Annotated in this window: 18 protein-coding genes and 1 tRNA gene; 11 read left to right on the forward strand and 8 right to left on the reverse strand. The window is 54.3% G+C overall.

Annotated features, from left to right (window positions below; all coding sequences use genetic code 11):
• Positions 1-1,368: a BaiN/RdsA family NAD(P)/FAD-dependent oxidoreductase gene (locus ACZ51B_RS02685; RefSeq protein ID WP_464295692.1), complete on the forward strand. Its 1,368-nt coding sequence runs from the start codon at positions 1-3 to the stop codon at positions 1,366-1,368.
• A 10-nt stretch (positions 1,369-1,378) separates the two neighbouring features.
• Here ACZ51B_RS02685 and ACZ51B_RS02690 read toward each other — a convergent pair whose 3' ends face one another.
• Together ACZ51B_RS02690 and ACZ51B_RS02695 are read right to left on the reverse strand one after the other, a co-directional pair.
• A complete protein-coding gene (locus tag ACZ51B_RS02690; RefSeq protein WP_464295693.1) occupies positions 1,379-2,911 on the reverse strand; it encodes a HEAT repeat domain-containing protein in 1,533 nt (510 codons plus the stop codon).
• Between the two features lie 45 nt (positions 2,912-2,956).
• The gene (locus ACZ51B_RS02695) at positions 2,957-3,862 is read right to left on the reverse strand and encodes an RluA family pseudouridine synthase (protein ID WP_464295694.1); all 906 of its coding nucleotides are present in this window, start codon (positions 3,860-3,862) and stop codon (positions 2,957-2,959) included.
• A 98-nt stretch (positions 3,863-3,960) separates the two neighbouring features.
• On the opposite strand from ACZ51B_RS02695, the gene ACZ51B_RS02700 reads away from it, so the two are divergent.
• From ACZ51B_RS02700 to ACZ51B_RS02715, 4 genes are read left to right on the forward strand one after another with little or no spacing between them, the layout of a single operon-like run.
• On the forward strand, positions 3,961-5,754 hold the full coding sequence (locus ACZ51B_RS02700) for a hypothetical protein (protein WP_464295695.1): 1,794 nt from the start codon (positions 3,961-3,963) through the stop codon (positions 5,752-5,754).
• 30 nt (positions 5,755-5,784) lie between these two features.
• A complete protein-coding gene (locus ACZ51B_RS02705) occupies positions 5,785-6,234 on the forward strand; it encodes a hypothetical protein (protein WP_464295696.1) in 450 nt (149 codons plus the stop codon).
• A 21-nt stretch (positions 6,235-6,255) separates the two neighbouring features.
• Entirely contained in the window at positions 6,256-9,114 is a 2,859-nt protein-coding gene (gene leuS / locus ACZ51B_RS02710) for a leucine--tRNA ligase (protein ID WP_464295697.1), read from the forward strand.
• Positions 9,101-9,781: a tetratricopeptide repeat protein gene (locus ACZ51B_RS02715; protein WP_464295698.1), complete on the forward strand. Its 681-nt coding sequence runs from the start codon at positions 9,101-9,103 to the stop codon at positions 9,779-9,781. The genes leuS and ACZ51B_RS02715 overlap by 14 nt, the downstream gene beginning before the upstream one ends.
• Here ACZ51B_RS02715 and rsmG read toward each other — a convergent pair.
• The 3 genes from rsmG to ACZ51B_RS02730 form a co-directional block, all read right to left on the reverse strand.
• Positions 9,771-10,442 (reverse strand): 16S rRNA (guanine(527)-N(7))-methyltransferase RsmG, encoded by a 672-nt coding sequence (gene rsmG / locus ACZ51B_RS02720; RefSeq protein ID WP_464295699.1) that lies wholly within the window; start codon positions 10,440-10,442, stop codon positions 9,771-9,773. The genes ACZ51B_RS02715 and rsmG overlap by 11 nt on opposite strands.
• Positions 10,443-10,468: 26 nt before the next feature.
• Complete coding sequence (locus ACZ51B_RS02725) at positions 10,469-11,227, reverse strand: sugar phosphate isomerase/epimerase family protein (protein ID WP_464295700.1); 759 nt, start codon at positions 11,225-11,227, stop codon at positions 10,469-10,471.
• Positions 11,228-11,302: 75 nt separating this feature from the next.
• On the reverse strand, positions 11,303-11,785 hold the full coding sequence (locus tag ACZ51B_RS02730; RefSeq protein WP_464295701.1) for a UBA domain-containing protein: 483 nt from the start codon (positions 11,783-11,785) through the stop codon (positions 11,303-11,305).
• 172 nt (positions 11,786-11,957) lie between these two features.
• Here ACZ51B_RS02730 and ACZ51B_RS02735 point away from each other — a divergent pair, with 172 nt between their 5' ends.
• Complete coding sequence (locus ACZ51B_RS02735; RefSeq protein ID WP_464295702.1) at positions 11,958-13,448, forward strand: ankyrin repeat domain-containing protein; 1,491 nt, start codon at positions 11,958-11,960, stop codon at positions 13,446-13,448.
• A 47-nt stretch (positions 13,449-13,495) separates the two neighbouring features.
• Here the strand turns inward: ACZ51B_RS02735 and ACZ51B_RS02740 are convergent.
• Positions 13,496-13,581 (reverse strand) — tRNA-Leu (locus ACZ51B_RS02740).
• 161 nt (positions 13,582-13,742) lie between these two features.
• Between ACZ51B_RS02740 and ACZ51B_RS02745 the strand changes: the two genes are divergently transcribed.
• Positions 13,743-14,948: an NAD(P)-dependent oxidoreductase gene (locus ACZ51B_RS02745; RefSeq protein ID WP_464295703.1), complete on the forward strand. Its 1,206-nt coding sequence runs from the start codon at positions 13,743-13,745 to the stop codon at positions 14,946-14,948.
• Between the two features lie 4 nt (positions 14,949-14,952).
• Here ACZ51B_RS02745 and ACZ51B_RS02750 read toward each other — a convergent pair whose 3' ends face one another.
• Positions 14,953-17,604: a response regulator gene (locus ACZ51B_RS02750; RefSeq protein WP_464295704.1), complete on the reverse strand. Its 2,652-nt coding sequence runs from the start codon at positions 17,602-17,604 to the stop codon at positions 14,953-14,955.
• Between the two features lie 223 nt (positions 17,605-17,827).
• Between ACZ51B_RS02750 and ACZ51B_RS02755 the strand changes: the two genes are divergently transcribed.
• A complete protein-coding gene (locus tag ACZ51B_RS02755; RefSeq protein ID WP_464295705.1) occupies positions 17,828-19,699 on the forward strand; it encodes an ABC-F family ATP-binding cassette domain-containing protein in 1,872 nt (623 codons plus the stop codon).
• On the opposite strand, the gene ACZ51B_RS02760 is transcribed toward ACZ51B_RS02755, so the two are convergent.
• Positions 19,696-19,986, reverse strand: a complete 291-nt coding sequence (locus ACZ51B_RS02760; protein ID WP_464295706.1) for a hypothetical protein — start codon at positions 19,984-19,986, stop codon at positions 19,696-19,698. The two genes, ACZ51B_RS02755 and ACZ51B_RS02760, sit on opposite strands and share 4 nt — an antisense overlap.
• Before the next feature lie 191 nt (positions 19,987-20,177).
• Between ACZ51B_RS02760 and ACZ51B_RS02765 the strand changes: the two genes are divergently transcribed.
• The 3 genes from ACZ51B_RS02765 (at position 20,178) to gspE (ending at position 24,915) form a co-directional block, all read left to right on the forward strand.
• Entirely contained in the window at positions 20,178-21,356 is a 1,179-nt protein-coding gene (locus ACZ51B_RS02765; RefSeq protein WP_464295707.1) for a PQQ-dependent sugar dehydrogenase, read from the forward strand.
• A gap of 146 nt (positions 21,357-21,502) precedes the next feature.
• Positions 21,503-23,089 (forward strand): methyltransferase domain-containing protein, encoded by a 1,587-nt coding sequence (locus tag ACZ51B_RS02770; RefSeq protein ID WP_464295708.1) that lies wholly within the window; start codon positions 21,503-21,505, stop codon positions 23,087-23,089.
• Positions 23,090-23,349: 260 nt separating this feature from the next.
• Positions 23,350-24,915, forward strand: a complete 1,566-nt coding sequence (gspE, locus tag ACZ51B_RS02775; protein WP_464295709.1) for a type II secretion system ATPase GspE — start codon at positions 23,350-23,352, stop codon at positions 24,913-24,915.
• The last annotated feature ends 11 nt before the right edge of the window (positions 24,916-24,926 follow it).

Genomic DNA, 24,926 nt, shown 5'->3' on the forward strand with positions numbered 1-24,926 from the left:
ATGGCAAAGCCCGATGTGGTGATAATAGGTGCGGGTGCTGCTGGAATCATGGCTGCCATCCAGGCAGCAAAACTCGGTGCCAAGGTGTTGGTCTTAGAAAAGACCAACCGCATTGGCACCAAGATCCTCATTTCAGGCGGCGGAAAGTGCAACGTAGCGCACGACGGCCCGCTCGAAGACGTCATCAAAGCCTTCCGCCCCAACGAAGCAAAGTTCATCCGCCCAGCCTGCTACCGCATGCCCAACCGCCAGGTAATCGAGCTGTTTACCAGTCGCGGCCTAAACGTCTACACCCGCCCAGACGGCCGAGTCTTTCCCGTAGATCAAACAGCCAAAGACGTAGTCGCAATCCTTCGAGACTATCTAAAAAATCTCGGCGTTGAAGTAAGAACCGAGTGCCCCGTCGAACAGATCGTGGCAGAACAAAACGTCGTAACCGGCGTGAGACTCGGCAAACCAGAGGTCTCCCAAAAGCCATCCTCCCTTTCCTCAGAAAAGGCTTATGGTGCAAAAGGGCTGCTTCGTGCAGTTCAAAACGACGCCTCAGTCACTGAAGCACCCTCAAAACCACTGCCAGATTTCATCCAGTGTTCCAAAGTCATCCTCGCCACCGGCGGAAGCTCCTACCCAACCAGCGGCACCACCGGAGACGGCTGGCAATGGGCAAAACAACTGGGCCACTCGCTTGTAAAGATCCGAGCCGCCCTAGCACCCATCTACCTAAAAGACGTGGTAGTCGAACGCTCCGGAGTAGCCCTCCGAGACTGTATCCTCAAGGCCAGACAATCCAACAAAGAAGTTGCCAAGTGGCAGGGAGATCTACTCTTCACACATCAAGGAATCTCGGGCCCAACCGCACTAGGTATTAGCCGAATCGTCGCCGAGAAGTTGGAATTAGGCCCCGTCCAGCTAGAGGTCGATCTCGTTCCTGGCACACCCTTTGAAGACCTGAACTCCGACATCCTCAACTTCACAACCAAACATCCCAAGAAACTCATTCGCACCTACCTAGAAGAACTCATCCCCGAGAGCCTGGTCCTTGCCCTTCTAACCAGTGCAGAAATGCCACCCGAAACCTTCGGCGCAAAGCTCGACAAGAAAAGCCGCAACCGCCTCGTCTCAGGAATCAAATCCTGGAACCTAGGCGAAGTCCGAACCGTCCCCATCGAAAAAGGCGAAGTAGTCGCAGGCGGCGTGTCCCTAGAAGAAGTCGACCCACAAACCATGAGATCCAAGATCATTCAAGGCCTCTATCTCTGCGGCGAAGTTCTAGACGTAGCAGGCCCAGTAGGAGGCTACAACCTCCAATCAGCCTTCGCCACAGGCCACGTCGCAGGCGATTCAGCAGCAAAAGACTGTGGGTACTGACCCACAGTCTTCAAAACCCCTTCAATCGGCCCCAATGAAGAACTTCCTTCTCAAGCGCATCAAACGTCTCAGGCTGCAAGAATGAATGAGAGTCTTTAAGCTGTCCCACAATCGCCTGATACTGCGCCAAGCTGGGACCAACCACATCCCTAACGGATCGCGCCAGCCACTTTTGCAGCATGGGCGTCGGCAAGTGCACGAGCGCTCCAGAACAAGTCAGTCTCAACACAACCAACAACTGGTCCCACCGCGAAAGAAGAACAATGGTTGACTGAATCGACTTTCTCGCCTGCGGTGACCGAGACAAGTCATCCATCAAGGGAAACAGTTCCTCAACGGAAAAGGCCGTAGCGATCTGTCTCATAGCCGCAATAGCCGCCCGAACAACTTTCGAAGACTCGCTCCTAACTTGGCCTCGAATCAAGTCAGCGGCTTTCGTATAACCCCGATTCCCAAGCACCCGAATCGCTTCAACTCGAACCAGCGCAGAAGGATGCTCCAAGTAAGGCAACAGCTCGACCAAATCTGCTTGTGGAGCTAGATAGCCAAAGTCCGCAACAGCATAGGGGTTTGGCAACAGTTCACGATAGAACTCAATGAACCCACCTCTTCCCCGCTTCTCCAAATAGAACCGAGCATCGTTTCGGACGCGCCACTTCTTATCTTTGAGACCAGCCTCAAGGATCTCCATCCGCCCCAAACGGTCCGCCATAGCCAACGCCTTCAGCTTCACAACACGAACCGGACAACTGGCAAGTTCAGGCAGCAGACTCTGTTGCGTCACCTCATCCAGTTCATCAATAAACCGAAGAGCCGCAGCAACGCCAGCCGGGTCTCGATGAAGCAACATATCTCTCAGAACGTCGATCCACCTTTCTCCTGGCCCCAGCAACTTCTTACCGGAAAACTCTTGATTGAGTAGCCACAAAGCACCCTGCGTGAAGGTGCTCTTCCGCAACGACTCCAATAATCCGGGACGTATCAATAGTTCCGTGCGAAATGCATCACGCACGCCACCCGAACTCCAGAAGTTCTTGTTTCGAAGTGTCCAAACAGCCAGAAACGCCTCATGCAATGCCCGGTCGGACACCAGTGGCATCAGCCTTTCCGCAGCCTTCCCCGCAGCTTTTGCGACGGGATAAACCCAGTCCCCACTACGAAAAACGAGATACGGGAGTGTTTTCTCGCCATCCAACGCAATCAAGTTCGTAACGGCAGACTCTCTCACATAGCCGTCAGAAAGAAACGAACAAGCGATCGCAAATCCAAGAGATTCAGGATGTTGATGGAGCGCCCTGATGATTTTGACCGGCTGACTTGATACGAGGTCCGCCAACTCCTGTCGACGCCCAGAGCTACGTAAAAAGTCTGAACCAAGCGCCAGGTCATCAAGCGCTTTCAGAGCCGCTAACGAAAGATCACCGCGCTCCGCAACCACTAGGTCAACCAACGCAGACACCCAGTCGTCCGATCGAAAAACCGACACTTCCGACACAAGCTGCCGTGCTTCATCATATGGATAATCCAAGATCCACCGGAGCATCCCGAGATAATACTAGGGATGGTCCGAGGTACCAGGACTTACCGTCTAGAACGGATCCAGCAAACCGAGAGTCACAGCCTCTTTCCCGAAGAAAGAATCATCTGGCTCAGCAAAGAAACTCATCCGCGTTCCGCTCAGAGGGTGGTCCACCTCCAAATAAGCCGCATGGAGCTGCATCAGCCCTTCATTGAACCCTTTAGGAGCATAAAGGGCATCGCCATACACCGGCATACCAAACGAACTCATATGAACTCGGATCTGGTGCGTCCGCCCCGTCTCCAACCGAACCACAACAAGTGTCCCCGGACCGTAGTTCCCCACTCGCTTGATATGAGTGATCGCGCGTTTACCATTAGGATCAACCGCCATTTTCATGCGGTTGACCTTATCTCGGCCCATCGGCGCATCGATACTGAAGCGATCTCGCTCAACCAACCCACCAACAACAGCCACATACCGTCGCTCAGCATCCTTAGATTCGATCTGCTTAGCCAACGAAACATGGGCCGCATCGGTCTTGGCAACAACCATCAGACCAGTCGTCTCCTTATCTAAACGGTGCACGATCCCAGGCCGAAAAGCGCCACCCGTTTGACTCAGCTCTGTATTTCGGTTGAGCAGCGCATTCACAAGCGATGGCTCTTTCAAAGAAGCTGCCGGGTGCGAAGCAAGACCACGTGGCTTATTCACAATCAGCATGCACTCGTCTTCAAAAACGATGTCCAGAGGAATATCCGCAGGGGTCAGGTCGTGAGAAGGCGCTTCTTCTGGCTCATCAAGAGCAACGTCCCACCCAGGCTCCAACATTAAGGAAGACTTGGTCGTCACCTGACCGTTTACAAGCACCTCACCTGCATCAATAAGGCGAACAAGTTTCGTTCGGCTGTGTTCCGGCATCATTCTTGCCAGGAACTTGTCCAAGCGCTCTAACTGGTCCGCTACGAGAATCATTCCCTTCATTGTGAAAGGTTAAGGTCCAGATTCGGTGCTTTTCGATCAAGAAGAACTTTTCATCGTCTTTCGCGTCCTAAAAGAGGGAGTATTTTTACTTGCTAGTTTTCCTTTCAGTTTGTGCAATCACCCAATCGAACCTTCAGATCTCGGCGGCCCCAGTGGGAGCAAGCCTCGCAGACTTCTGGTCCAAAACCTCCAAAGAAGCCAAAGCAGATCGAACAGTGGGAAATGAAATCCTCTCGATCCACGCCAACAAGTCCACCCCTGATCAATTGGTGAAGTACATTGCAGCAGCAACCGGCTGCGAATGGAAGGGCTCTACACTCACAAGAGATGACGGCGTAATCGCGAACACTCGTCATTCAGAGGCAGCAACCAGAACCCTCTGGCTCACAAACATCGCCACCTCGTTCGGACAAATTGCAACACCCACAACTCCGGAAGAAGTAGCAAAAAAGACCTGGGCCAACGTCTTCGGCACACTAGACATCCCAACCATCGCAGCCATCCCCTCGGGTTCACGCCTCGTCCTAGCCATTAACCCAAACTCCCTACAGCAAAAACTCCCAGACTCGGCAGCAACCAAAGCCACAGAGTGGCTAACCACCGCCCGCAATTGGAGCCTAGCCGTTCCCGGACGTCCAGTCTCCCCAGACGAAAACGCATTCTTCGACAACCCCTCCGAAGATCCGACATCGGAGTACATCAGCATCGAGAGACCCCTTCACTCACCATCTCTAAAGTGCCAGCTGAACTACCTCAACGACCGACAACAGTGGATCTCAAGCGTTCTAGTAACCCTCACGCCTCCATCCACAGCCCCGACGCTCAATATGCCTTCCAACTTCTCGGGTCGAGTCAAAGGCACAGTGGACGCCCTCCGACCGCACTTTGTCCGAGAGCGCCCTCACTTCCTATCAGCAGACCGAAGGGAAACCCTGAAATCCGAGCCAGTTCGCGTTGAAGTCAGCCAATCCATCGAAGGCGTTCTCCAGGCAATCGCAGAAAAGAACTCCCTTGACCTGGTTCTCTGCCTCGAAGACTGGAAAATGGGTGCAGCCACCGCATATCTAGCAAGCGCGCCCGAAAAACTCTACAACCACCTCTCCGACCTTGGACTGAAAGCCCAAGTCATCGATTCCTGCCTCGTGGTCGGCCCAGACACCACCGATTGCCCAGTAGCAAGTATCAATTGGAACCAGCTCAGCACAGTCGTCAAAGACCTCGGCACACATGGTTACGTTCCGTTCGACAGCTTGGAAAAATACTCGCAATCCTCAGACTATTCCATGCAAATAGATGGTCTCGACACACAGTTGCTACGGAGCATCTACCCAGAGCTGTCAGATGCAATATCCACCGCATCTGCCAACCGTGAAGTGCCTTCTCTCAGAAATGCGATCGCACCAGGCACGCCTGTTACCTACGACTCACTCACTCCCGACATCCAGAACCTGATTAGAAAATCGGTCTACAGACAAAATGGATTTGTTAAGCCAGGTCTGGGTGCACCAGTTTTCGTTGAAGAAATTGAACCAAGTTTCATGCCCGGGGCCAACGTCCTGGTGTCAAATACTGAGCACGATGACGACGGCCTCATGATGTTCCCCAACGAGGATGGCCCGTGCTCAGTAACGGATCTGATGTCCATCGCCGTGCGCTCGTGGTCCAAAGACGGCATTCATACAGATCTCAGCAAGCAATTCAAATTTAGAACCTGTCAAAGAAAGCTGTTCAGGCTCACGGCCGAGGCACCCTCACACAAATCGATCTTGCTAGGCGAACTGCAAGAAGTAATTTCAGATCAGACTCCACCTGTTCCCTTCGACCAAATCTCCTCAACCGTTCGCAACAAGATCGATTCGCTTTACCACTCCATCCACCACTAGCAACCAGACACATTCGGATAAACTCGGCATGTGAAGAATCTTTGGCCGCTGATGGTAGCGAGCGCCATCCTCGCTGGCTGCTCCAAGCCCGCAGAACAACCTGCCGAGTCCAACTCAAAGCCTGCCCCAAAACCTGAAGTTCAGAAGTCCGCAGGCGAACTAACGCCAACTTCCCTGTCCGAGAAGATGGAAGTGCCGATCTACCCCGGCAGCGAAGCACCAGACCGCATGACACGACCACCCGTCGATGACAAACAAGGCGGCACTCGATACGAGCTCGTCCTAGCCACCAAGGACCCAGTAGAGAAAGTCTGCACCTTCTATGTGGACAAGCTCCATCTGGACGCCCTCAAACAAGACAACGGCAAACAGCTCATCGGGCGAACACCCAAAGGGAACGACCTTTTGATCATGGTAGGAACCGAAGCAGGCCGAACCATGATTCGAATCAAAGCGATAGTCTATAAGAAACCGTCCTGAAAGCGGTACCCTCAAAGGTGTATGGCAGACCGATACGAGCCGTCCACCTTTGAGGCCAAGTGGCGTCAAAGCTGGAAAGACGCAGACCTCTTCAAAACCCGAGAAAACCCAGACGCTCCCAAGTTCTACGGTATGGACTTTTTCCCATATCCTAGCGGAGCAGGGCTCAGCGTCGGTCACTGCCGCAACTACGTTCCAACAGACGTAATCTGCCGCATGAAGGTGATGCAGGGCTACAACGTCCTCCACCCCATGGGCTTCGATGCCTTCGGCCTCCCCGCAGAGAACGAAGCGATCAAACGCAAAACGCACCCCGCGCCCATGATCGCACGGTATGCAGACACATACCACAGCCAGATGGATCTCATCGGCGTGAGCTACGACTGGTCGCGATCCTTCTCCAGCTCAGATCCTTCCTACTACAAGTGGACTCAGTGGATCTTCGAACTGCTCTACGAACGCGGTTTGGCCTATCGAAAGATGGCAGCCGTCAACTGGGACCCAATCGACAAGACAGTGCTCGCCGATGAAGAAGTCATCGCAGGCCGAGCCGAGCGCTCCGGCGCACTGGTCGAAAAGAAGTACATCCCACAATGGTTCTTCAAGATCACAGAGTACGCACAACGTCTCATCGACGACCTTGACGAACTCGATTGGCCCGAGGGCATCAAAAACCAGCAGCGAAACTGGATCGGCAGAAGCGAAGGTGTCCAATTCTCGATGCAGATCGTATTCGAGGCTCCAGTCACCCTACCAACGACGGCAAGTGCCTCCGCTCCCATCGACGAACTACAGAAGATCAAAGACGAACTCCTAGAGAGCGGCTTCAAACCGGAAGTAGATCAAGCCACCGCTGCCAAGGCAGATCAGATGGTCAGCAAAGCTCAAGATGCTCATGCAGGCATCGGAGATATAGGCGCAGATGTAGATGCCGTCTTGGGCAAGATGCGAGCCGTCACCGGAGACCTAGAATGGTCACACGGCGACAACCCCCTAACCTTTGAGGTCTTCACCACTCGAATCGACACCGTCTTCGGCATGACCTTCTGCGTGCTAGCTCCCGAGCACCAACTGGTCGAGACCATTCTAAAGAACGTCGATCTAGAGCACCAAGAAGCAATCAAGGCCTACCAACTCCATGCGAAGACGCTAAGCGACACAGACCGCCAATCCACCACCCGCGAGAAAACAGGCGTGTTCACCGGTGCCTACGCCATCAACCCAGCAAACGGCTCCAAAGTGCAAATCTGGCTAGCCGACTACGTCCTGGCGACATACGGAACAGGTGCCATCATGGCCGTTCCAGCCCACGATGAGCGCGACTTTGAGTTCGCCAAGAAGTTCGGCATCCCAGTCATCCAAGTCATCGCCCCCGAAACCGGCGAAGACACTGAATTGCCGTTCGTCTCCAAAGACGGGCTATTGGTCAATTCCGGCGAGTACTCAGGCTTGTCGGTAAAGGAAGCCCAGCACGGCCTAGGCACTTGGGTCGAAGCCCTCGGTATCGGCGAGCGCAAGATCCAGTACAAGCTCCGCGACTGGCTCATCTCAAGACAGCGATACTGGGGCTGCCCCATCCCCATCATCCACACTAAGGATGGCGAGATGCAGCTAGCACCCAAGTCCAGCCTGCCCGTGGAACTCCCGGTCGTAGACAACTACGAACCAAGTGGAGACGGCACCTCCCCACTCGCCCACATCCCAGAGTTCGTCAATACCACCGACCTCGACGGTCGTCTCGGCTCACGCGAAACCGACACTATGGGTGGATTCGCCTGCTCCAGCTGGTACTTCCTCAGGTTCATCGATCCACACAATAGCAACGAACCTTGGGACACCAAGAAAGCCGAATACTGGATGCCCGTGGACTGCTATGTAGGCGGCGCCGAGCATGCCGTCATGCACCTGCTCTACGCCCGTTTCTGGACCAAGGTGCTGTACGATGCCGGTCTGGTAAAGGTGAAAGAGCCGTTCGCAAGACTCCAAAACCAAGGCCAGGTCTTGGCAATGACTCCCTACCGAAAGCCTCGCGAGGACGAGAATCTAGGGGTCGGTGAAGATGGCATCCTGGTCTCCTTCGAGGAAGCAAAATCACTGCCTCAAGACGAAGTCTTCCACCGCTGGGCACGCATGTCCAAGTCCAAGGGTAACGTCGTCACCCCGAACGAGGCAGTAGAACTGTACGGCGCAGACGCGTTGCGCATGTACCTGCTCTTCGTCGCTCCCTTCGAGGCCGACGTAGAATGGAAAAACGAAGGCATGGCCGCAATGGTCAAGTTCCTTTCGCGAATCTTCCGCCTCGTAGAAGATCTCAAACCCATCTACGCGGCTGAGTGGCGCGACCTGGTCGAGTTTGAAGAGATGGACGACACCGCCCGAAAGGTACGCCGTGCCACACACCAAACCATCGCGAAAGCAACCTACGACATCGACCGATTCGCCTTCAATACCTACGTCTCCGGACTCATGATCTACGTAAACACGTTGTACGAAGTCCGCAACGGTTTGGACCTCGCGAATGTATCCCGAGCAACCGCCATCGCCCTCTCCGAGGCCGTAGAATCCCTCATCCTGCTCATCAGCCCCGGTGCGCCTCACAGCGCAGACGAGCTGTGGAGCTCCATCAACAAAGACGGCTTCACCTACGAAACCCAATGGCCAAAATCCGATCCTAAGTTGGCCGAAGAAGACACCGTCACCGTAGCCGTTCAGGTAAACGGAAAGCTCCGAGACACCTTCGAAGCAGCCGCAGGCTCCTCCGATGAAGAACTCCAAGCAACCGCCTTGGCAAGCTCTAAAGTACAGATCCACCTGGAAGACAAAACCGTCCGAAAGGTCATCGTGATTAAGGGCAAGTTGGTGAACATTGTCGCAAACTGAAACCAAGTCAGGAATCAAGAAAGCTCTTCCCTACTTGATCGCATTTGCGGTGCTCGCAGGCTTGGTGCTCGCTTCCCGAACCAGCCCGAAGTCAGGAACCACAGACGTAGACACGACGATGAAGCAAGCCATCGAGCTGAGCACGAAAGCGATAGAAAAGTACGACAAAGGCGACGCACTCACAGATGTCGAAACCAGCGATCTCAAGAAGGCAATCCCTGAGTTTCGAAAGCTCACCACGCTTCAACCGAATAACTGGCACCCCTACTTCGCGCTGGGAAAGATCTACCGTATTCTGGGTGACGATCCGAGCGCTGAACCCATGTTCGAGGAATGCATCAAGCGCGCAGACCAGGAAAAGCACGAGCAACTGATCAATTTCGCCAAGAGCACGAGTTCCGAATCGCGATTTCAACTCTCCGAAATTGCTCAAGCCAAAGGCAATATTGAACAGTCGCTCAAGCTTGCTAATGAAGCTGCAAAGCAAGTGCCAACATCCCCGCCCTACCACACTCAAAAAGCCGCGGCCCTGTGGGAGATGAAGAAAGTGGAAGAAGCAAGAAACGAATTGAGAATCGCACTCAAGCTAGACCCCAAATATCCCAAAGCAGTGACACTGCAGAAGTTTATGCTCTCCTCCGAGAACCCAGGACTCCCTAACCCTTAATCAATGGCTTAGCCTTAATATCCGCCCACTTTCTAGGAAAACGCGCCGGAGTGGGCCTCTCCTTCACATACACAGGGAACGCCCGCACAATATCTGTCCCCGGAAGAGTCCGCTTGTGCAACCCGGCAGGTCGAAGCCCCAGTATCTCAAAGTTTGCAGACAGCAGATCATCGGAAGGTGTACGCATCAACACAAGCTGCCCACCAACCTTACACGGTGGTGCAGAAAGCTCAAGTTGGATAGGAAGCGGAGCAAGAGCTCGACCGGTCACCACATCAAAGTGCTCCCGAATGCCCCAGTCCTCGGCCCTGTCCTGAACTGTTATCAGGTTCGGCAACGGCTGCGACTTCAAGAACCCAAGCATCTTGTTACTCGAATCCAAAGCCGTAACCACCAAATCCGGCCGAGCACAAGCCAGTGGCCACGCAGGGAAACCAGGCCCAGTCCCAATGTCAAGCACAGACGCTCCATGAGGAATCAGATCCTGAAACAGCAACGAATCCACAAAGTGCCGCAACCAGCACTCGTCACGAGGAACGCGCGTGAGGTTCATCACCTCGTTGAATTCGTACAGCCCTTCTTCAAAGGCTTCGAAGCGCTCAATCTGCTCCCGAGTAAGGGTCAACTCTCCAAGAGCCTTTTTGAACGCTTCGATTTGCATTAAGAGATTATGGCACCCAGGCCAGACTAGTGGCCCATAGCCCGGAGATTGGCAAGACACTTCTCAATAGCGGCGATGGGTGGCATCAGCGTCTCATCCTCATGCTCAACCACGTACCACTGAACGCCTCCCGTTCCCTCGCAAGCCTCAAAAACGCGCTCCCAAGGAATATCACCCTCACCAATGAGCGCAGCCCCATGCTCCCCAGCCCACTCCTTAAGGTGAGTGGACGCAGATCGACCGGGCCAATCAAGAATAGGCTGCACCGGGTCAGCCCCACCCTCCATGCCATTCGCCGTGTCGTACTGCATCAAGAACGAATCAGGGGTGTTCGCAGCAATAATGTCCCACGCCGACTTCCCATTCTCCAAAATCCGCATATCTCCACTGTGCGCGTGGAACCCAGTACGCAGACCAAGAGGCTCTAACTTTGCCGCAAGCCCCGAAAACAGCTTCGCAGTTTCCGTCGCAGATTCAACGGAGTTGTGCATCGACTCAGGGATCCACGGCACAATCAGCCACTTACAACCAATCGTGTTGTAATAAGCAATCGTCTCGTCAAACACGTCCTCATTGAAAGCATTAAGCGGCACATGAGCGCCTTCAACCTGAAGACCCGTCTCCTCAAGAACAGCCTTAATATCCTCGGCTGAGTGCCCATGAAAGCCGGCAAACTCAACCCCGTCATAACCCATGTCGGCCACTTTGCGGATGGTGTCTAGAAAATTGGAAGCACACTCGTTTCGAACTGAGTAAAGCTGAAGAGCTACAGGAATCGAACTCATTGGCCGAGTATGTCCGAACCACACCGGTCCGATGATAGGGTTTAGGGCAAGAGATTTCTGTAGCCCCAAACTTCTTCAGAACTCTTCATCAACATGCCAGTTAAGAAAGGCAGATTGAAAGCGTCCCCCCACTTCTTCCTCGTTCCGAAAGGCATATACAACACTTTCATATGGCGTGTCCCAATTCGATCCATGGGAGCAGATGACAAATAGTCTCGGTGATCGGTAACGCAAACGGCGCTGCTCTTCTTGCTGATTTAAAGCCTTCGCTATCCTTGAATCAGTAGAAGACCAATGGACTTTAGCTGCAGTCATCAAGTCCGCTAGGAAGAAATCCCAATCCGAACTCATGACAATCAGCCTCCGCGTGTCTGCCTCACTGCTGAACTGCTCATACTCAAACGCGCTCTGGACAAATCGAAACTCAAACCCCATCTCAGCCAGATTCGCCGCAACGAATCGACCAATTCGAGATTCTTCCGCCCCATCATAGGCGAGGATCATAATACTGAGCCGATCCCTTTTCATTGAGAGTGGAATATTACCGACGCCAAACATAACAAAAAGGCCATCTTGCCTACTTCCCCATGATCGTGCTAAAGTTGATGTGGCCTTAAGAGGGCCGCCGGGTCCGCGGGAAGGACTGAGTCCATCCGAATCAGATATCGTTAAGTACACCGACCTTTGTTGTCGCCTGTTCGCGGACCACAGGACATGCAGCGGAGGTTATATGTCTGAACAAATCCCCGAGCGAGCCGATATCCGGCAGCTCCGAACCCAAGCGAAGGAACTTCTTCGCTCTCTTCAAACTGGCGAAACCCTGGTCGATGGCGAAAAACTAGCCAACGCCAAACTCGCAGACGCCCAAAGGCTCATTGCCCGAAAGTACGGCTTCGAGAGCTGGCCCAAACTCGTCGACAAAATCGAAACACCCATTCTCATCGAGAAGTTCAAGAGTGCGGTCGAATCCGGCAATGTCTCAGAGCTGGAGACCCTCCTCACCAAAAACAGTTCCCTACGAAAGCAGCTGAACGAACCACTCTTCGCATTCGACACGCCTGCCATCGTCCAAGCCTGCAGACGCGCCGATTCCGCCCAACTGATTCGAACCCTCGTCCGCTTCGGAGCCGATCCAAATGGACGTTCCGAGTGGTGGGCAGGCGGATTCGACGCACTAGATCTCGCGTCCGAGAAAGTCGTGGACGTGCTGGTCGAGCTAGGAGCAAAGTTCACCGCCTTCTCAGCAGCCGCACAAGGCAAAGCCGACGTACTGCAAGCAATCTTGAAACAAGACCCCGCCAGTGCCAACGCCCCCGGCGGAGATGGCCAGCGTCCACTCCACGTTGCATCAACCTTAGAAACAGCAAAACTCCTGCTAGAAGCAGGTGCCGACCTCGAACAACGCGACGTCGATCACGAAAGCACGCCAATTCAGTATCAAATCAACCGACCCGAAATAGCGCGACTCCTACTAGAGCACGGCGCCACCCCAGACATCTTCACGGCAGTTGTCTTGGACGACCGAGATCTTGTCCGTCAAATACTCGCGGAGACCCCAGAAGCAGCTCTAGCCCACGTAGGCGCACCTCCCTTTGTCACCACCAGCTCAAATGGCGGCCACATCTACGCCTATCTCCTTGGCTCCACCAAGTCACCGCTTCACATCGCCGCCGAACGAAAGAAGACGGCCGCCTTGGAAGAACTACAAAAAGTCGCCTCACCCAGCCAACAGCTAATAGCCGCTGCCTGGGCAGAAGACCCACAATCATTCGCAAAGATCCTCAAGCAACACCCAGGACTCGGCACGAACATGGGCCACGAAGCACGCGCCATCACAGACGCAGCTCAAGCCGGCAAAACCGAAACAGTCCGACTGCTCCTAGAAGCCGGACTAGATCCGCTCACTCCCGGAATGGACTCCGGAACCGCCCTTCACCTAGCATGCTGGTTCGGACACATCAATGTCGTCCGACTCCTAATAGGCCGGGTCCCGCTAGACCTCACCGACGCCAACCACAAAAGCCCCCCTCTCGGCTGGACCTGCCACGGCTCTCACTGGTGCCGAAACCAGGCCGGAGACTACGTCGGGATCGTCGAACTGCTCATCAGCGCAGGAGCAGACGTCCACGCCCCCGCCAACCTAAACAACATCTCCATGCTTCAAATAGCCGGAAATAGGGACGACGTAAAAGCCGCCCTCCGCAAACACGGAGCAAAGTAAAACAAAAGAGCCTGACTCTGTAAAAACAGAGTCAGGCCCTTAAAACCTGGTACCGGGGATGGGACTCGAACCCACACGAGTTTTAGCTCAACGGTGTTTGAGACCGCCGCGTCTACCATTCCGCCACCCCGGCGTGAGGTTAAGATATTACTCCATCCAGAACTCAAAATGGACGTATCGCAACGGCGGATCACACAAATGCCCCAAACACAAGATGCAAACACGACCCCCTACTGGTCGGATTGACACTCGCACCACAAATTAAGACCCGAACCTCGGTACGCTATGGCTTCTATGAAGGTCTTAGTTGCTGACAAATTCGAGAAGAGCGGTCTCGACGGGCTGGCGAAGCTGGGCGTCGAGGTCATTTACGAGCCCGATCTCAAAGACGAGTCACTGGTAAAAGCACTGAACGAATCGGAAAGCGAGATTCTGGTCGTTCGCTCGACCAAGGTCAACGCAACGATGCTTTCCGCCCCCAAACTTGGTGTCGTCATCCGCGCAGGCGCAGGTTACAACACCATCGACGTAGCTGCCGCCAGCGACCGTGGCATCCTCGTCACCAACTGCCCAGGCAAGAACTCCTACGCAGTCGCCGAACTCGCTTTCGGCCTCATCCTCGCCTGCGACAGACACATCGCCGACAACGTCATCCAGTTCCGCGAAGGCAAATGGAACAAGAAAGAGTTCAGCAAAGCTCGCGGACTCTACGGACGAACCATCGGCCTCATCGGCATGGGCAAAATCTCCCAGGAGATGATCGTCCGAGCACGCGCCTTCGGCATGAACGTCGTCGCCCACTCACGCTGGATGACCCCAGACGTCGCCGCAGCCCTCGGAATTGGCCGAGCCAACAGCCCAACCGAACTCGCAGCCATGTGCGACATCGTCAGCGTCCACGTCTCCCTCACCCCCGAGACAAAAGGCATCCTGAACGATGAATTCTTCAAAGCCATGAAGCCAGGGGGAATCTTCATCAACACAAGCCGCGCCGAAGTAGTCGACCAGGCAGCCCTGGAAGCAGCGGTGGACTCCGGACACATCACCGCAGGCCTAGACGTATTCGACGGCGAACCAGCCGGCGGCGAGGGAGTCTACGAAGGCTCACTCAAAACCAAACAAGGCGTCTACTGCACCCACCACATCGGAGCCAGCACAGACCAAGCCCAAGATGCCGTCGCAGGTGAAGTCGTCCGCATCGTCCGCGAGTACAAGAACACAGGCGTCGTACCCAACGTGGTCAACGTCAAGAAAGCCGAGAACGCAACTCACCTACTGGTAGTTCGCCACATCGACCGAGTCGGCGTGCTCGCAGGCGTCCTAAGTAAGCTCAAAGACGACGGTGTCAACGTCCAAGAGATGGAGAACATCATCCTCGGCGGAGCCAAAGCAGCCATCGCCCAGATCGCCCTCGATAAAAGCCCCTCCGACCAAACACTTCTCAGCATCAAGCTCGACGACGCCATCTTCGATGCCAGCGTCATCGCCATCCAGAAGTAAAACCCTATGCCGCTCGGTGGTCCGCACGTGCCGACCACCGAGTAAGCGCAGCATGTAGCTGCTTCGTATTGATAGGCTTCGTCACGTAGTCGTCCATCCCCGCCTCAAGACACGTTTCCCGATCCCCCGTCATAGCGTGAGCCGTCATCGCAATGATCGGAGTCCTCCGGCCCAACTGAGACTCAAAACGCCGAACCTCAGCAGTCGCTTCAATCCCATCCATCTCCGGCATCTGAACATCCATCAGAATCAGGTCAAACGGTTGCTCCTTAATCAGCATCAAAACCTGCCACCCATTGTTTGCAACCCGCACCCGGCAACCCCAGCGCTCAAGATAGCGAAGGGCAACCTTTTGATTCACCGGATTGTCCTCAGCCAACAAGATCGAGAGGTTCAACGGCGCGAACTCCTCCCGAACTCCCTCATGAGACTCCCCTTTCGCGCCCGAGTCCGAAAGTGAGACCAACATCTCAAACAACCCAGACGCTCGGAAAGGCTTCATCAACCATCCCCGCAAGTCCATCGCAGCAAGCTCATCTTCAGAAGGACGAGCGGTGCCATTGGACAGCATAACAGTCGGTACAGACTCCCAGCCTTCCTTCTCTCGTATCGCGCTCAACGCCGCCAATCCACCCATGTCAGCAAGACAAGAATCGATCAAAATGATGCTAAAAGACTCTGCCCGATATCTCCCAACGGCCTCGAGGGCTGCCCTGCCGGACTCGCAAGCAACAACCTCCCCGCCCCAGAAATGCACCAAGTCGGTAATCATCTTCCGAGTGGTTTCATTGTCCTCCACAAGCAACATCCGCACCGGATCCGAAAGCGAACTACAGCACTCCAACTCCTTCGTCGAAGCCTCTGATTCCGCAAGAAGCAACCGGAACCAAAACGTAGATCCGTTCCTTCCATCAGACACAACCCCAATCGAACCACCCATCAGTTCAACCAGCTGGCGACAGATCGTGAGACCCAACCCAGTGCCGCCATACCTTCGACTAGTGGACCCATCAACCTGAGTAAAACTCTCAAACACCACAGCCTGTCGATCCAAAGGAATACCAATCCCGGTATCCCGAACATTCACAACAAACTGGACCTTGTCGCCAATGCGATCCTCCAGCACCACCTCAACGGTCACTTCCCCATGGTCCGTAAACTTGAGAGCATTGCCCACAAGGTTCGTCAGAACCTGACGAATCCGGTTTGGGTCACCCTTCAAAGTGCGTGGGAAGTTCGGCGGAACGCTCGAAACAAGTTCGATACGTTTCTCCCGCGCCTTACACGCCAAAAGTTCGCAGATCTCCTCGATCTCATCCCGAACATCAAACTCAACACTCTCAAGCGTCATCTTCCCAGCTTCAATCTTGGAGTAATCCAAAATGTCGTTGATGACCGTAAGCAAGGCTTCTGCACTATTGTTCACAACCGACGCATAGTCCCGCTGCTCCGTTGTCAAGCTCGTCCCTAGCAGCAGGTTCATCATCCCCAAAATGCCGTTCATGGGAGTGCGAATCTCATGGCTCATGTTCGCCAAGAACGAGGACTTCGCCCGAGTGGAAGCAAGCGCCTGATCACGTGCACGCTGGAGCTCTTCCGCCTGCTCCTGAAGGGCACTCGCCTTGTCCTCAGCAGCAAACCGCGCCATAGCCAGCTCAACCAAAGACTCCTGAAGCTCTTCCTCTTGCCGCCGTTGATCAGTAACATCTTCAATCGTCCCAACAAACGACGAAACGCGCCCCTTAAAATCAACAATCGCAATCGCCCTTAAATGAATATGCTCCGCAGAACAATTCTCTTTATGCACAAGAAGCGTGAGCGACAAGCTATCAACTGGATCGTCACGATCCCACAAGTGCTCCAGCTTCTGCTGGTCTTCTAAGCTAAAGACCTTCCACCAACCATGCCCCTCCGCATCAAAACGCGAGAGGCCCAGAATATCGTGGAACCGCTCATTCGCATAGGCATAGTTCCCTCGTTCATCCACCTGAAACATCCCATTCGGCGTGACGAGGCTGAGCGCATGGCAACGATTCTCAATCTCATGAATCTTCACCTCGCGATGTTCCAACAGCTCCTCGTGCTCTCTGTTCAACGCATCCGTGGCTAAAGCAAAACGCAGCAACTGACGGTTGCTCATATAGGTAGCACCCGTAAACACCGCGCCTAGCACCAAAAGCGAAGCAGGGTAAGGCCCTGACCGACTGATGAACAGATCACGGAAAATCCAGGACACACCGAGGAGCCCGGCAGTCCCCAACATCAGCACCTGCTCGTCCCGAAACAAAAGCATCAACGCCAACGAGACAAAAGGAAGGAAATGGACGTTGAATGAGCCCTGAAAGTGAAAGATCAGATGACCGACCAACACACACTCAGCCGCCGTAACCAACAACTTGGCACCGTTCGTCGGAAATCGAACGACAGTGGAAGCTCCCGCCGGAAAAATGATCAACGCACCAACCAGCAATGTCAGATAAATGCGTTGCTGGGCTGCAACGGTGTCGCCCAAATGTGAAGCGCTGAATAACCCAACGAAACAAGCGATGAGCCATAGACCCACCAGAATCGCAGCATGAACTCGCGCCGCAAAAATGCATGCTGTTTCGCGAAATGCCTGATAGCTCTGTTCTATTCGTTCCTGCTGCCTATACAATCATGGACTCCGCCAAGCATCAACCCACAAATATAGAAATCACGAACGACGCTGTAACGTGAGAGGGCCCATTAGCCCCTATTTTAAATTTGGTCGATACAATCGCACGCCTTAGGGCTTCGCGTGTGATCTGTTTACATTCGCAGGAAAGTAGACTTTACGAGTGCTTCTCAGTGTTTCCAGCGTTTCAAAGAATTTTGGTGTCGATATCGTTCTAGAGAACGTGAACTTTCGACTGGAAGCACGTGAGAAAGTCGCCCTGGTAGGTCGCAACGGAACCGGCAAGACCACCCTGCTCAAGATCATCACCAAGCAGCACGAACCCGACACAGGCACCGTCCTTCTCTCACGGGGAGCCAAGATCGGTTACCTCCGCCAAGAAGCACAAGTAGACGCCGGACGAACAGTCATTCAAGAAGCCGAAGAGGCTCTCAAAAACCAGCTCTCCATGAAGGCTCGCCTTCAACAACTAGAGATCATCCTAGAGAACGGAACGCCAACCGCAGACGACCTCGAAGAGTACGCCCTCCTGCATGAGCACTTCCTAGACGCAGAAGGCTACAGCGCCGAAAGAGACCTCAGGGTTGTCCTCCAGAAGATGGGCTTCACAGAAGAAGAGTTTGACAAACCCACCAGCAAACTCAGCGGCGGAGAAAAAACGCGCCTAGCCATCGCGCGACTTCTTCTCGAAGAGCCAGACCTCCTCATCCTAGACGAGCCTACAAACCACCTCGACCTGCAAGCGACCGAATGGCTCGAGTCTTGGATTCGCAGTTACCACGGAGCCGTCCTACTCGTAAGCCACGACCGCACCTTCCTGGAAAACACAGCCGACCGAGTTCTAGAACTTCGTGACTGCACAATCCGCCCCTACCCCGGCCCCTTCGGCAAGTACCTCCAGCTTCGAGCCGAAGAAGACGAACGGCTGATCGAAGTCGCAAAGCGACAAGATCAAGAGATCGCCAAGATGGACGAGTATGTCCGGCGGTTCATGAACTCCCAACGCACAGCCCAAGCCCGCGGTCGGCTAAAGCTGATGAACCGCCTCGTAGAGAACCGAGTAGATGCTCCGAAAAACGAAGCCCAAATGAAGGGCGGATTCGGCACAGTCAAACGCTCAGGCGATCTAGTCCTGACTGCCGAGAAACTAAGCGTCGGCTTCCCTAACCCATCCAATCCCGAAGACATCGAATACCTATTCAAAGACTTCGAGTGGACCGTTCGGTTCGGCGAGCGATGGGGCATCATCGGCGAGAACGGTGCAGGCAAATCCACGCTGGTCAAAGTCGCAATGGGAGCCATCGAACCGCTCTCCGGCAAGACCCGAATCGGTTCCAATGTCGTAGTCGGATATTTCACCCAAGACGCCAGCGACCTAGACCAAGAACTCTCACCGATAGACATGTTCGTGTTCGAGCTAGACCTAAAACCAGCCGAAGCACGCAACCTCCTCGCCCGATTCCTGATCACCGGAGACGACGTCTACCGCCCTATCAAGACCATGAGCGGTGGTGAAAAGAACAAGCTCTCCCTCGCCAAACTCACCCACCTAAACCCCAACCTACTCATCCTGGACGAACCTACAAACCACTTGGACATGGCTTCAAGAGACGCCCTGGCCAAGGTTCTCCGCGACTTCCAAGGAACACTCGTGCTCGTCAGCCACGACCGATGGCTACTAGAACAGGTCTCCGACCACACCCTCGACGTCAAGCGATCCGGCTCCATCCAATATCCAGGCGGCTACACCGAATACCGCCGAAAACAAAAGACACTCCAAGCCAACACACAGTCAAAGACCACCCAAGCCCAAAAGCAAGTCGAAGCCCCCAAGCCGCCCGAATTCACCCCGAGAGAGCTCAGCAAAGAGATTGGCCGAATGGAAAAGCTCGTCGAGCAAACCGAACAGGAAATCTCCACAACCGAAGAGGACATCAAGAAACTAGAAGACGTCCTCTCCAACATCCCGGCCGACGCAGATCTGCTCAGCCTCACCCAGAAGCATCAAGATCTACAAAACCAATTGGAACAGAAGATGACCGACTGGGAAAACCACAGCACGCGCCTAGAGCAACTGCGACAGATGCAAGGCTAAATCAGCCGACGGCGCCGCTTTCGCTTGGGACGGTCACTCAGCTTCCGAGGCACATCACACCGATCATCTGTCGCCCCCCGTTTCTTGGGTGCCTTGGGCGCATGAGGAACAGCCGGCGCTACCGGCCGAACAGGGCGAGGCGGAGTCGCAACCGCAGGCTTCGGCGCATCCTCTTCAAGCTCTTCTTTAGTCGGGAATCGATCAGCCGCCAGAGCCACCGACGCCAAAACAACGCATGTGATGCATGCGATCCATCGGCCTATCGTATTCCTCTGAAGGTTGAACATTGACTGGTTGACGGGCTATTAACTGATCTTAATCCAAGATGGCCGAAAAGTCTATCGCTCTGCTGTACAAATGGGTGGGAGATCCCCTTTAAAATCGTCTCCAAGAATTGTATGGCACGTATTGCCTACCCACCACGTATTACTACTTTGTTGCTATGAGTGTGCTGTCTTCAATTATGTTCTTTTCGTCGTTGATATCCTCGAGTCCCGTCACAACGGCTCCACAAACAACGCCCGTCTGGCAGACCCTTCCGGAAGTTGGTTATGCTGCCTCAGGTCGTGGCGAAGGTGTACCAGAATTCTGGGTTCGCCCCGGATATAAGGTTTCCATTGTTGCGGAGAACTTTGGTGAAGCGCGCTTCCTTCAATTCGTCGGGAACGATACGATCTACGTATCCCAGCCAGGACGCGGCACCATCCAGACGCTCAAACGTCAAGGAAACCGCTACATTCCTAAGGCAACCTTCGTCGAAGGATACAAGAGCGTCCACGGTCTGGACTACAAAGACGGCTGGCTCTGGTTCACCACCTCAGGCTCCGTTTTCATGGCCCGAGACAAAGACGGCGATGGCAAGGCAGATGAAGTGGTCACCGTCCTCAAGGACCTCCCTAGCGGCGGTCACTGGTGGAGATCGATTCTCGTAACAAACGACGGATTCTTCACCTCAATCGGAGACTCAGGAAACGCCAACGACGAAACAGCAACCGACCGACAGAAGATCTGGAAATACTCACTCGACGGATCCACACGCGAACTATTCGTCTCAGGAATCCGAAACACCGAGAAGCTTCGCTTCAAGCCCGGCACCACAGAGCTATACGGCTGCGATCACGGAAGCGACAACTTCGGCAAAAGCCTCAAGGAACGCGAAGGCTCCAACCAGCCAGTCACGGATGAGAATCCTCCCTGCGAGTTCAACAAATATATCAAAGGCAACTTCTACGGCCACCCGTTTGTAGTAGGCAACAAAATCCCCCGCTACGAATACATGAACCGACCAGACATCCTGGACCTGGTAAACAAAACCACTCCCCCAGTTTGGTCATTCGGCCCTCACTGGGCACCCAACGGCTGGACATTCCTTAGCCACACTTCCCTTGGCGGCGATTTCAAAGGCGATGTTCTCACCGCGCAACACGGATCCTGGAACCGCGTCAAGAAAGCTGGCTACAGAATCGAGCGCATCATGTTCGATACAGTGGTCGGAGAGCCATACGGCAGCCAACCCATCGTCAGCACCCTCTCAAAGAACGGCGATGTCTTAGGTAGACCCGTAGATGTCGAGGAAGCTCCAGATGGAACAGTCGTATTCAGCGACGACGGCACAAACCGAATCTACAAGATCGAAAAAATCGGGGCTAGAAAGTAAATCTGCCTCACTGCTTGAGCTTTTTTAACTTATAAGCTCAACAACCACTCAAGTTTTTTTGACTCCTGCCGACACAAATACCAGGAGTCAAAGAACTTATGAGTGCCCTTGTTACGCCAGCGTCATTATCGTGGACCGGAGAACGGATGGTTCCCCACCAGGCAGATCCAATCACGGAAACCTTCCACTGGCAGCGATACATGTATTTCCGACCTTGGTACGAAGGCGCACGCATCATCGATGCAGCTTCAGGCGAAGGCTACGGTCTCGGCTACGCCGCCACTTTCAGCGCAACCGCACTCGGTTACGACATCTCCGACCAAGCAGTGGCCCACGCCTCCAACCGCTATCCTCATGCCAAGTTCGCGGCAGCCGATGTCTGCGACGTTGATTACTCCGAAGCCGACCTGGTCCTAAGCTTTGAAACCATCGAGCACCTTCCAGACCCAGAGAAATTCCTCAAGGCACTCAACACCTGCAAAGGTCGCATCGTCATCTCCACTCCTAACCGACTCAATCACTCACCAGGCAACCTCCTCGGCGACAAGCCCTGGAACCAGTTCCACACCATCGAATGGACCCCATCGGAGTTTGCGAAGCTCATCCTAGACCACTTCCCCGACCGCGAAGTGCGCTTCCTCTCCCAAGAAAACCGATGGCCAGGCCTCATTCAAGAGGGACTAGACGAAGCCGCCAAGTACACAATCGCCGTCATCGGTGAAGGCTCCCTCCCCAAGTGGCCATCCATCGGCCTCTCCATGCCAACCGTCAACGAGGCACAACGCGCGGAAGAGGCAATCTACAGTTTCACCAAATACTATCCAGGCACCGTCCACTTCGCGATCGTCGCAAACGGCTCGAACAACGAAGCTCTCATGCGACTGCACTCGCTAAGAGACAACATGCCCCACATCGTCACGCTCCTTGAAGAACCCAAGAACATAGGATACGGCCAAGGCGCCAACAAGGGCTTAGACTATCTGTGGCAAGAAGGCTGGTACGACCTCTTCGGTGTGACCAACGACGATGTCCTCCCATCCGTAGACTGCGTAAGCCAACTCGTATGCGGTCTGAAAGAACTTGAAGCCTCAGGCCAAAAGCCAGGCATCATCGGCCCCGTAAGCAACGAAGTAAGCGGCGCACAAAAAGTTGACATCGGCACCTACTCCAACTACGCCGAGATGATGCAGTTCTCCGAGTCCTGGCACCGCGAGCACCACTCAGCCGGTACCCAGGCCAACCAAGTACGCGGACTCTTCATGCTGATCACCCACGACTGTCTCAGCGACATCGGCGGCTTCGATCCCGTGTACGGCCTAGGCAACTTCGAAGACGACGACCTCAACCTCCGAGCAAAACTTGCCGGATACACACTTTGGATCATCGACGGTGCCTTCCTGCACCACGCAGGTTCCACCACCTTCAAACAGCTAGAGATCGACTACGACCGCAACATCGTCCGCAATCTTGCCCTGTTCCTGGAGAAATGGAATCTAGAGCACTTCGAAGAAGCCTTCCAAGTCCAACCCAACAAAGAAGACAATCGTCTCTTCGTCCCACTCACAGCAAAACCGCCACGCTCCAACCACCTGATCACCATCAATGGCGAACCTGTAGACCTAGTTCATCAGGCGTCAGAATTCGATCTGGCGGCGTGGATTGTCACCTGCCTCAGAGACAAACCACGCGAGGCACGCACCCCAATTCTCGACGCACTTCAACAAGCTGCATAAAACTCATCGCATCTTCATTGCATCTAGCCCAGCGAACCCGCATAATGGTTTCGCTGGGTTTTCTTTTTTGTGCCAAACGACCTATTTTTGCAATTGCGATAGGTTTATTTTTCCGAATTGAGAACATATTGTCAGGGAATCCGTCGAGGCCGGGGTATCGGCTTTATGACTCAAAAAATTCACCGACAATTTGCACGGTTTGGTGAACAAAAAAGAAAAAAAGTCGTCGGTGCCAGCACCGGAATTCGAGCCAGACCCCAATGAGCATCAATCTGCCTTTCAGCGAGGGAACAACCCTCAAAACCAATGTGACCGATAGTGGGTACGAGTTCGTAGACCTTAGTCTTACGAAGCCGAACCCTCAAGCGCTCGCACTGGCTCCAGGCGAATTCGCACTGAAGAATCAAGTCCTCCCAATGGCGCTCGACGGCGAGAACCTCATCGTCGCAATGGGATCTCCCAACGCGCTGCAAGCAGTAGACGACTTGGGCATTCTCATCGGCAGAACCACCATGCCCGTACTCGCGGATCCCGCCCTCATCCGCGAAAAGATCGAAGAGTATTTCCTAGAGAAGATCCTACAAGGCCTCCCAGGTGAAGAAGGCGCCGCCGAAGTAGACGACAGCACAGACCTTGCCGACCTCACCAAGATGGCCGGCGAAACAGCTGTCGTTCAAATGGTGAACCTGATCTTCGCCCAGGCAGTCCGAGACGGTGCAAGCGACATCCACATTGAGCCCTTCGAGCGCGAAGTCAAAGTCCGCTATCGAATCGACGGCATGCTCAACGACATGATGCGCCCACCCAAGCGCATGCACAATGCCCTCATCTCCCGCCTTAAAATCCTTGGTGAGATGAACATCGCAGAGCGCCGGCTTCCACAAGACGGACGCATCAAAATCATGATCGCAGGCCGTCCTGTCGATGTCCGCGTATCCATCGTCCCAACAGTTTTTGGCGAGCGCGCAGTAATGCGTATCCTCGATAAGGGCACAGCCATGCTCGGCCTAGAAGAGCTCGGCATGCAGCCCGATGTTTTGGAGAAGTACCGAAAAGTTATCTCGATCCCGCACGGAATCATCCTGGCAACAGGTCCAACGGGTTCAGGTAAGTCCACATCGCTCTACGCTTCCCTTCAGGAGATCTGGTCACCCACCACAAACATCCTGACCATCGAAGATCCAGTCGAATATCAGGTCTCCGGAATCTCCCAGATCCAGGTCCGCCCCCAAATCGGACTGACCTTCGCATCGGGTCTAAGATCCATCGTTCGACAAGACCCCGACGTCATCATGGTCGGTGAAATCCGAGACCACGAAACAGCTGAGATCGCCATCCACGCAGCACTCACCGGTCACCTTGTCTTCTCCACCCTCCACACCAACGATGCGGCCGGTGCCGTCACCCGTCTCCTAGACATGGGCGTCGAACCCTACCTGGTCGCCTCCTCGCTCGTCGGAGTGGTCGCTCAGCGACTCCTCAGAAGGATCTGCCCCAACTGCTCCGAGCCGTATCAGCCAGAACCCGAGATGCTCCAAGCCATCGGAATCTCGCCAGACGAAAAGGCCAACTATCGCAAAGGCAAAGGCTGCGAGAAATGCCAAGGCACCGGATACAAAGGCCGACAAGGTCTCTACGAACTGTTCCTCGTCGATGAAACAATCCGCCGCATGACGGTCGATCGAGCATCTGCCTCCACCATGCGCGACCACGCCGTCAAGTTCCAATCTATGCGAACTCTGATCGGCGATGGACGTATCGCGGTCATGGCCGGAAAGACTTCGCCAGAAGAAGTGATGCGAGTTTCACAACGAGAGGACTTTTAACCTTACTTGTA

This window comes from Fimbriimonas sp. LA-C6, assembly GCF_055398105.1.

Bases quoted from the DNA above. Each gene is read 5' to 3' on its own strand.
- ACZ51B_RS02735 (WP_464295702.1), top strand. From the start codon at position 11,958: ATGTCTGAACAAATCCCCGAGCGAGCCGATATCCGGCAGCTCCGAACC.
- ACZ51B_RS02730 (WP_464295701.1), bottom strand. From the start codon at position 11,785: ATGTTTGGCGTCGGTAATATTCCACTCTCAATGAAAAGGGATCGGCTC.
- ACZ51B_RS02690 (WP_464295693.1), bottom strand. From the start codon at position 2,911: ATGCTCCGGTGGATCTTGGATTATCCATATGATGAAGCACGGCAGCTT.
- ACZ51B_RS02685 (WP_464295692.1), top strand. From the start codon at position 1: ATGGCAAAGCCCGATGTGGTGATAATAGGTGCGGGTGCTGCTGGAATC.
- leuS (WP_464295697.1), top strand. From the start codon at position 6,256: ATGGCAGACCGATACGAGCCGTCCACCTTTGAGGCCAAGTGGCGTCAA.
- ACZ51B_RS02770 (WP_464295708.1), top strand. From the start codon at position 21,503: ATGGTTCCCCACCAGGCAGATCCAATCACGGAAACCTTCCACTGGCAG.
- ACZ51B_RS02745 (WP_464295703.1), top strand. From the start codon at position 13,743: ATGAAGGTCTTAGTTGCTGACAAATTCGAGAAGAGCGGTCTCGACGGG.
- ACZ51B_RS02725 (WP_464295700.1), bottom strand. From the start codon at position 11,227: ATGAGTTCGATTCCTGTAGCTCTTCAGCTTTACTCAGTTCGAAACGAG.
- ACZ51B_RS02695 (WP_464295694.1), bottom strand. From the start codon at position 3,862: ATGATTCTCGTAGCGGACCAGTTAGAGCGCTTGGACAAGTTCCTGGCA.
- ACZ51B_RS02760 (WP_464295706.1), bottom strand. From the start codon at position 19,986: ATGTTCAACCTTCAGAGGAATACGATAGGCCGATGGATCGCATGCATC.
- rsmG (WP_464295699.1), bottom strand. From the start codon at position 10,442: ATGCAAATCGAAGCGTTCAAAAAGGCTCTTGGAGAGTTGACCCTTACT.
- gspE (WP_464295709.1), top strand. From the start codon at position 23,350: ATGAGCATCAATCTGCCTTTCAGCGAGGGAACAACCCTCAAAACCAAT.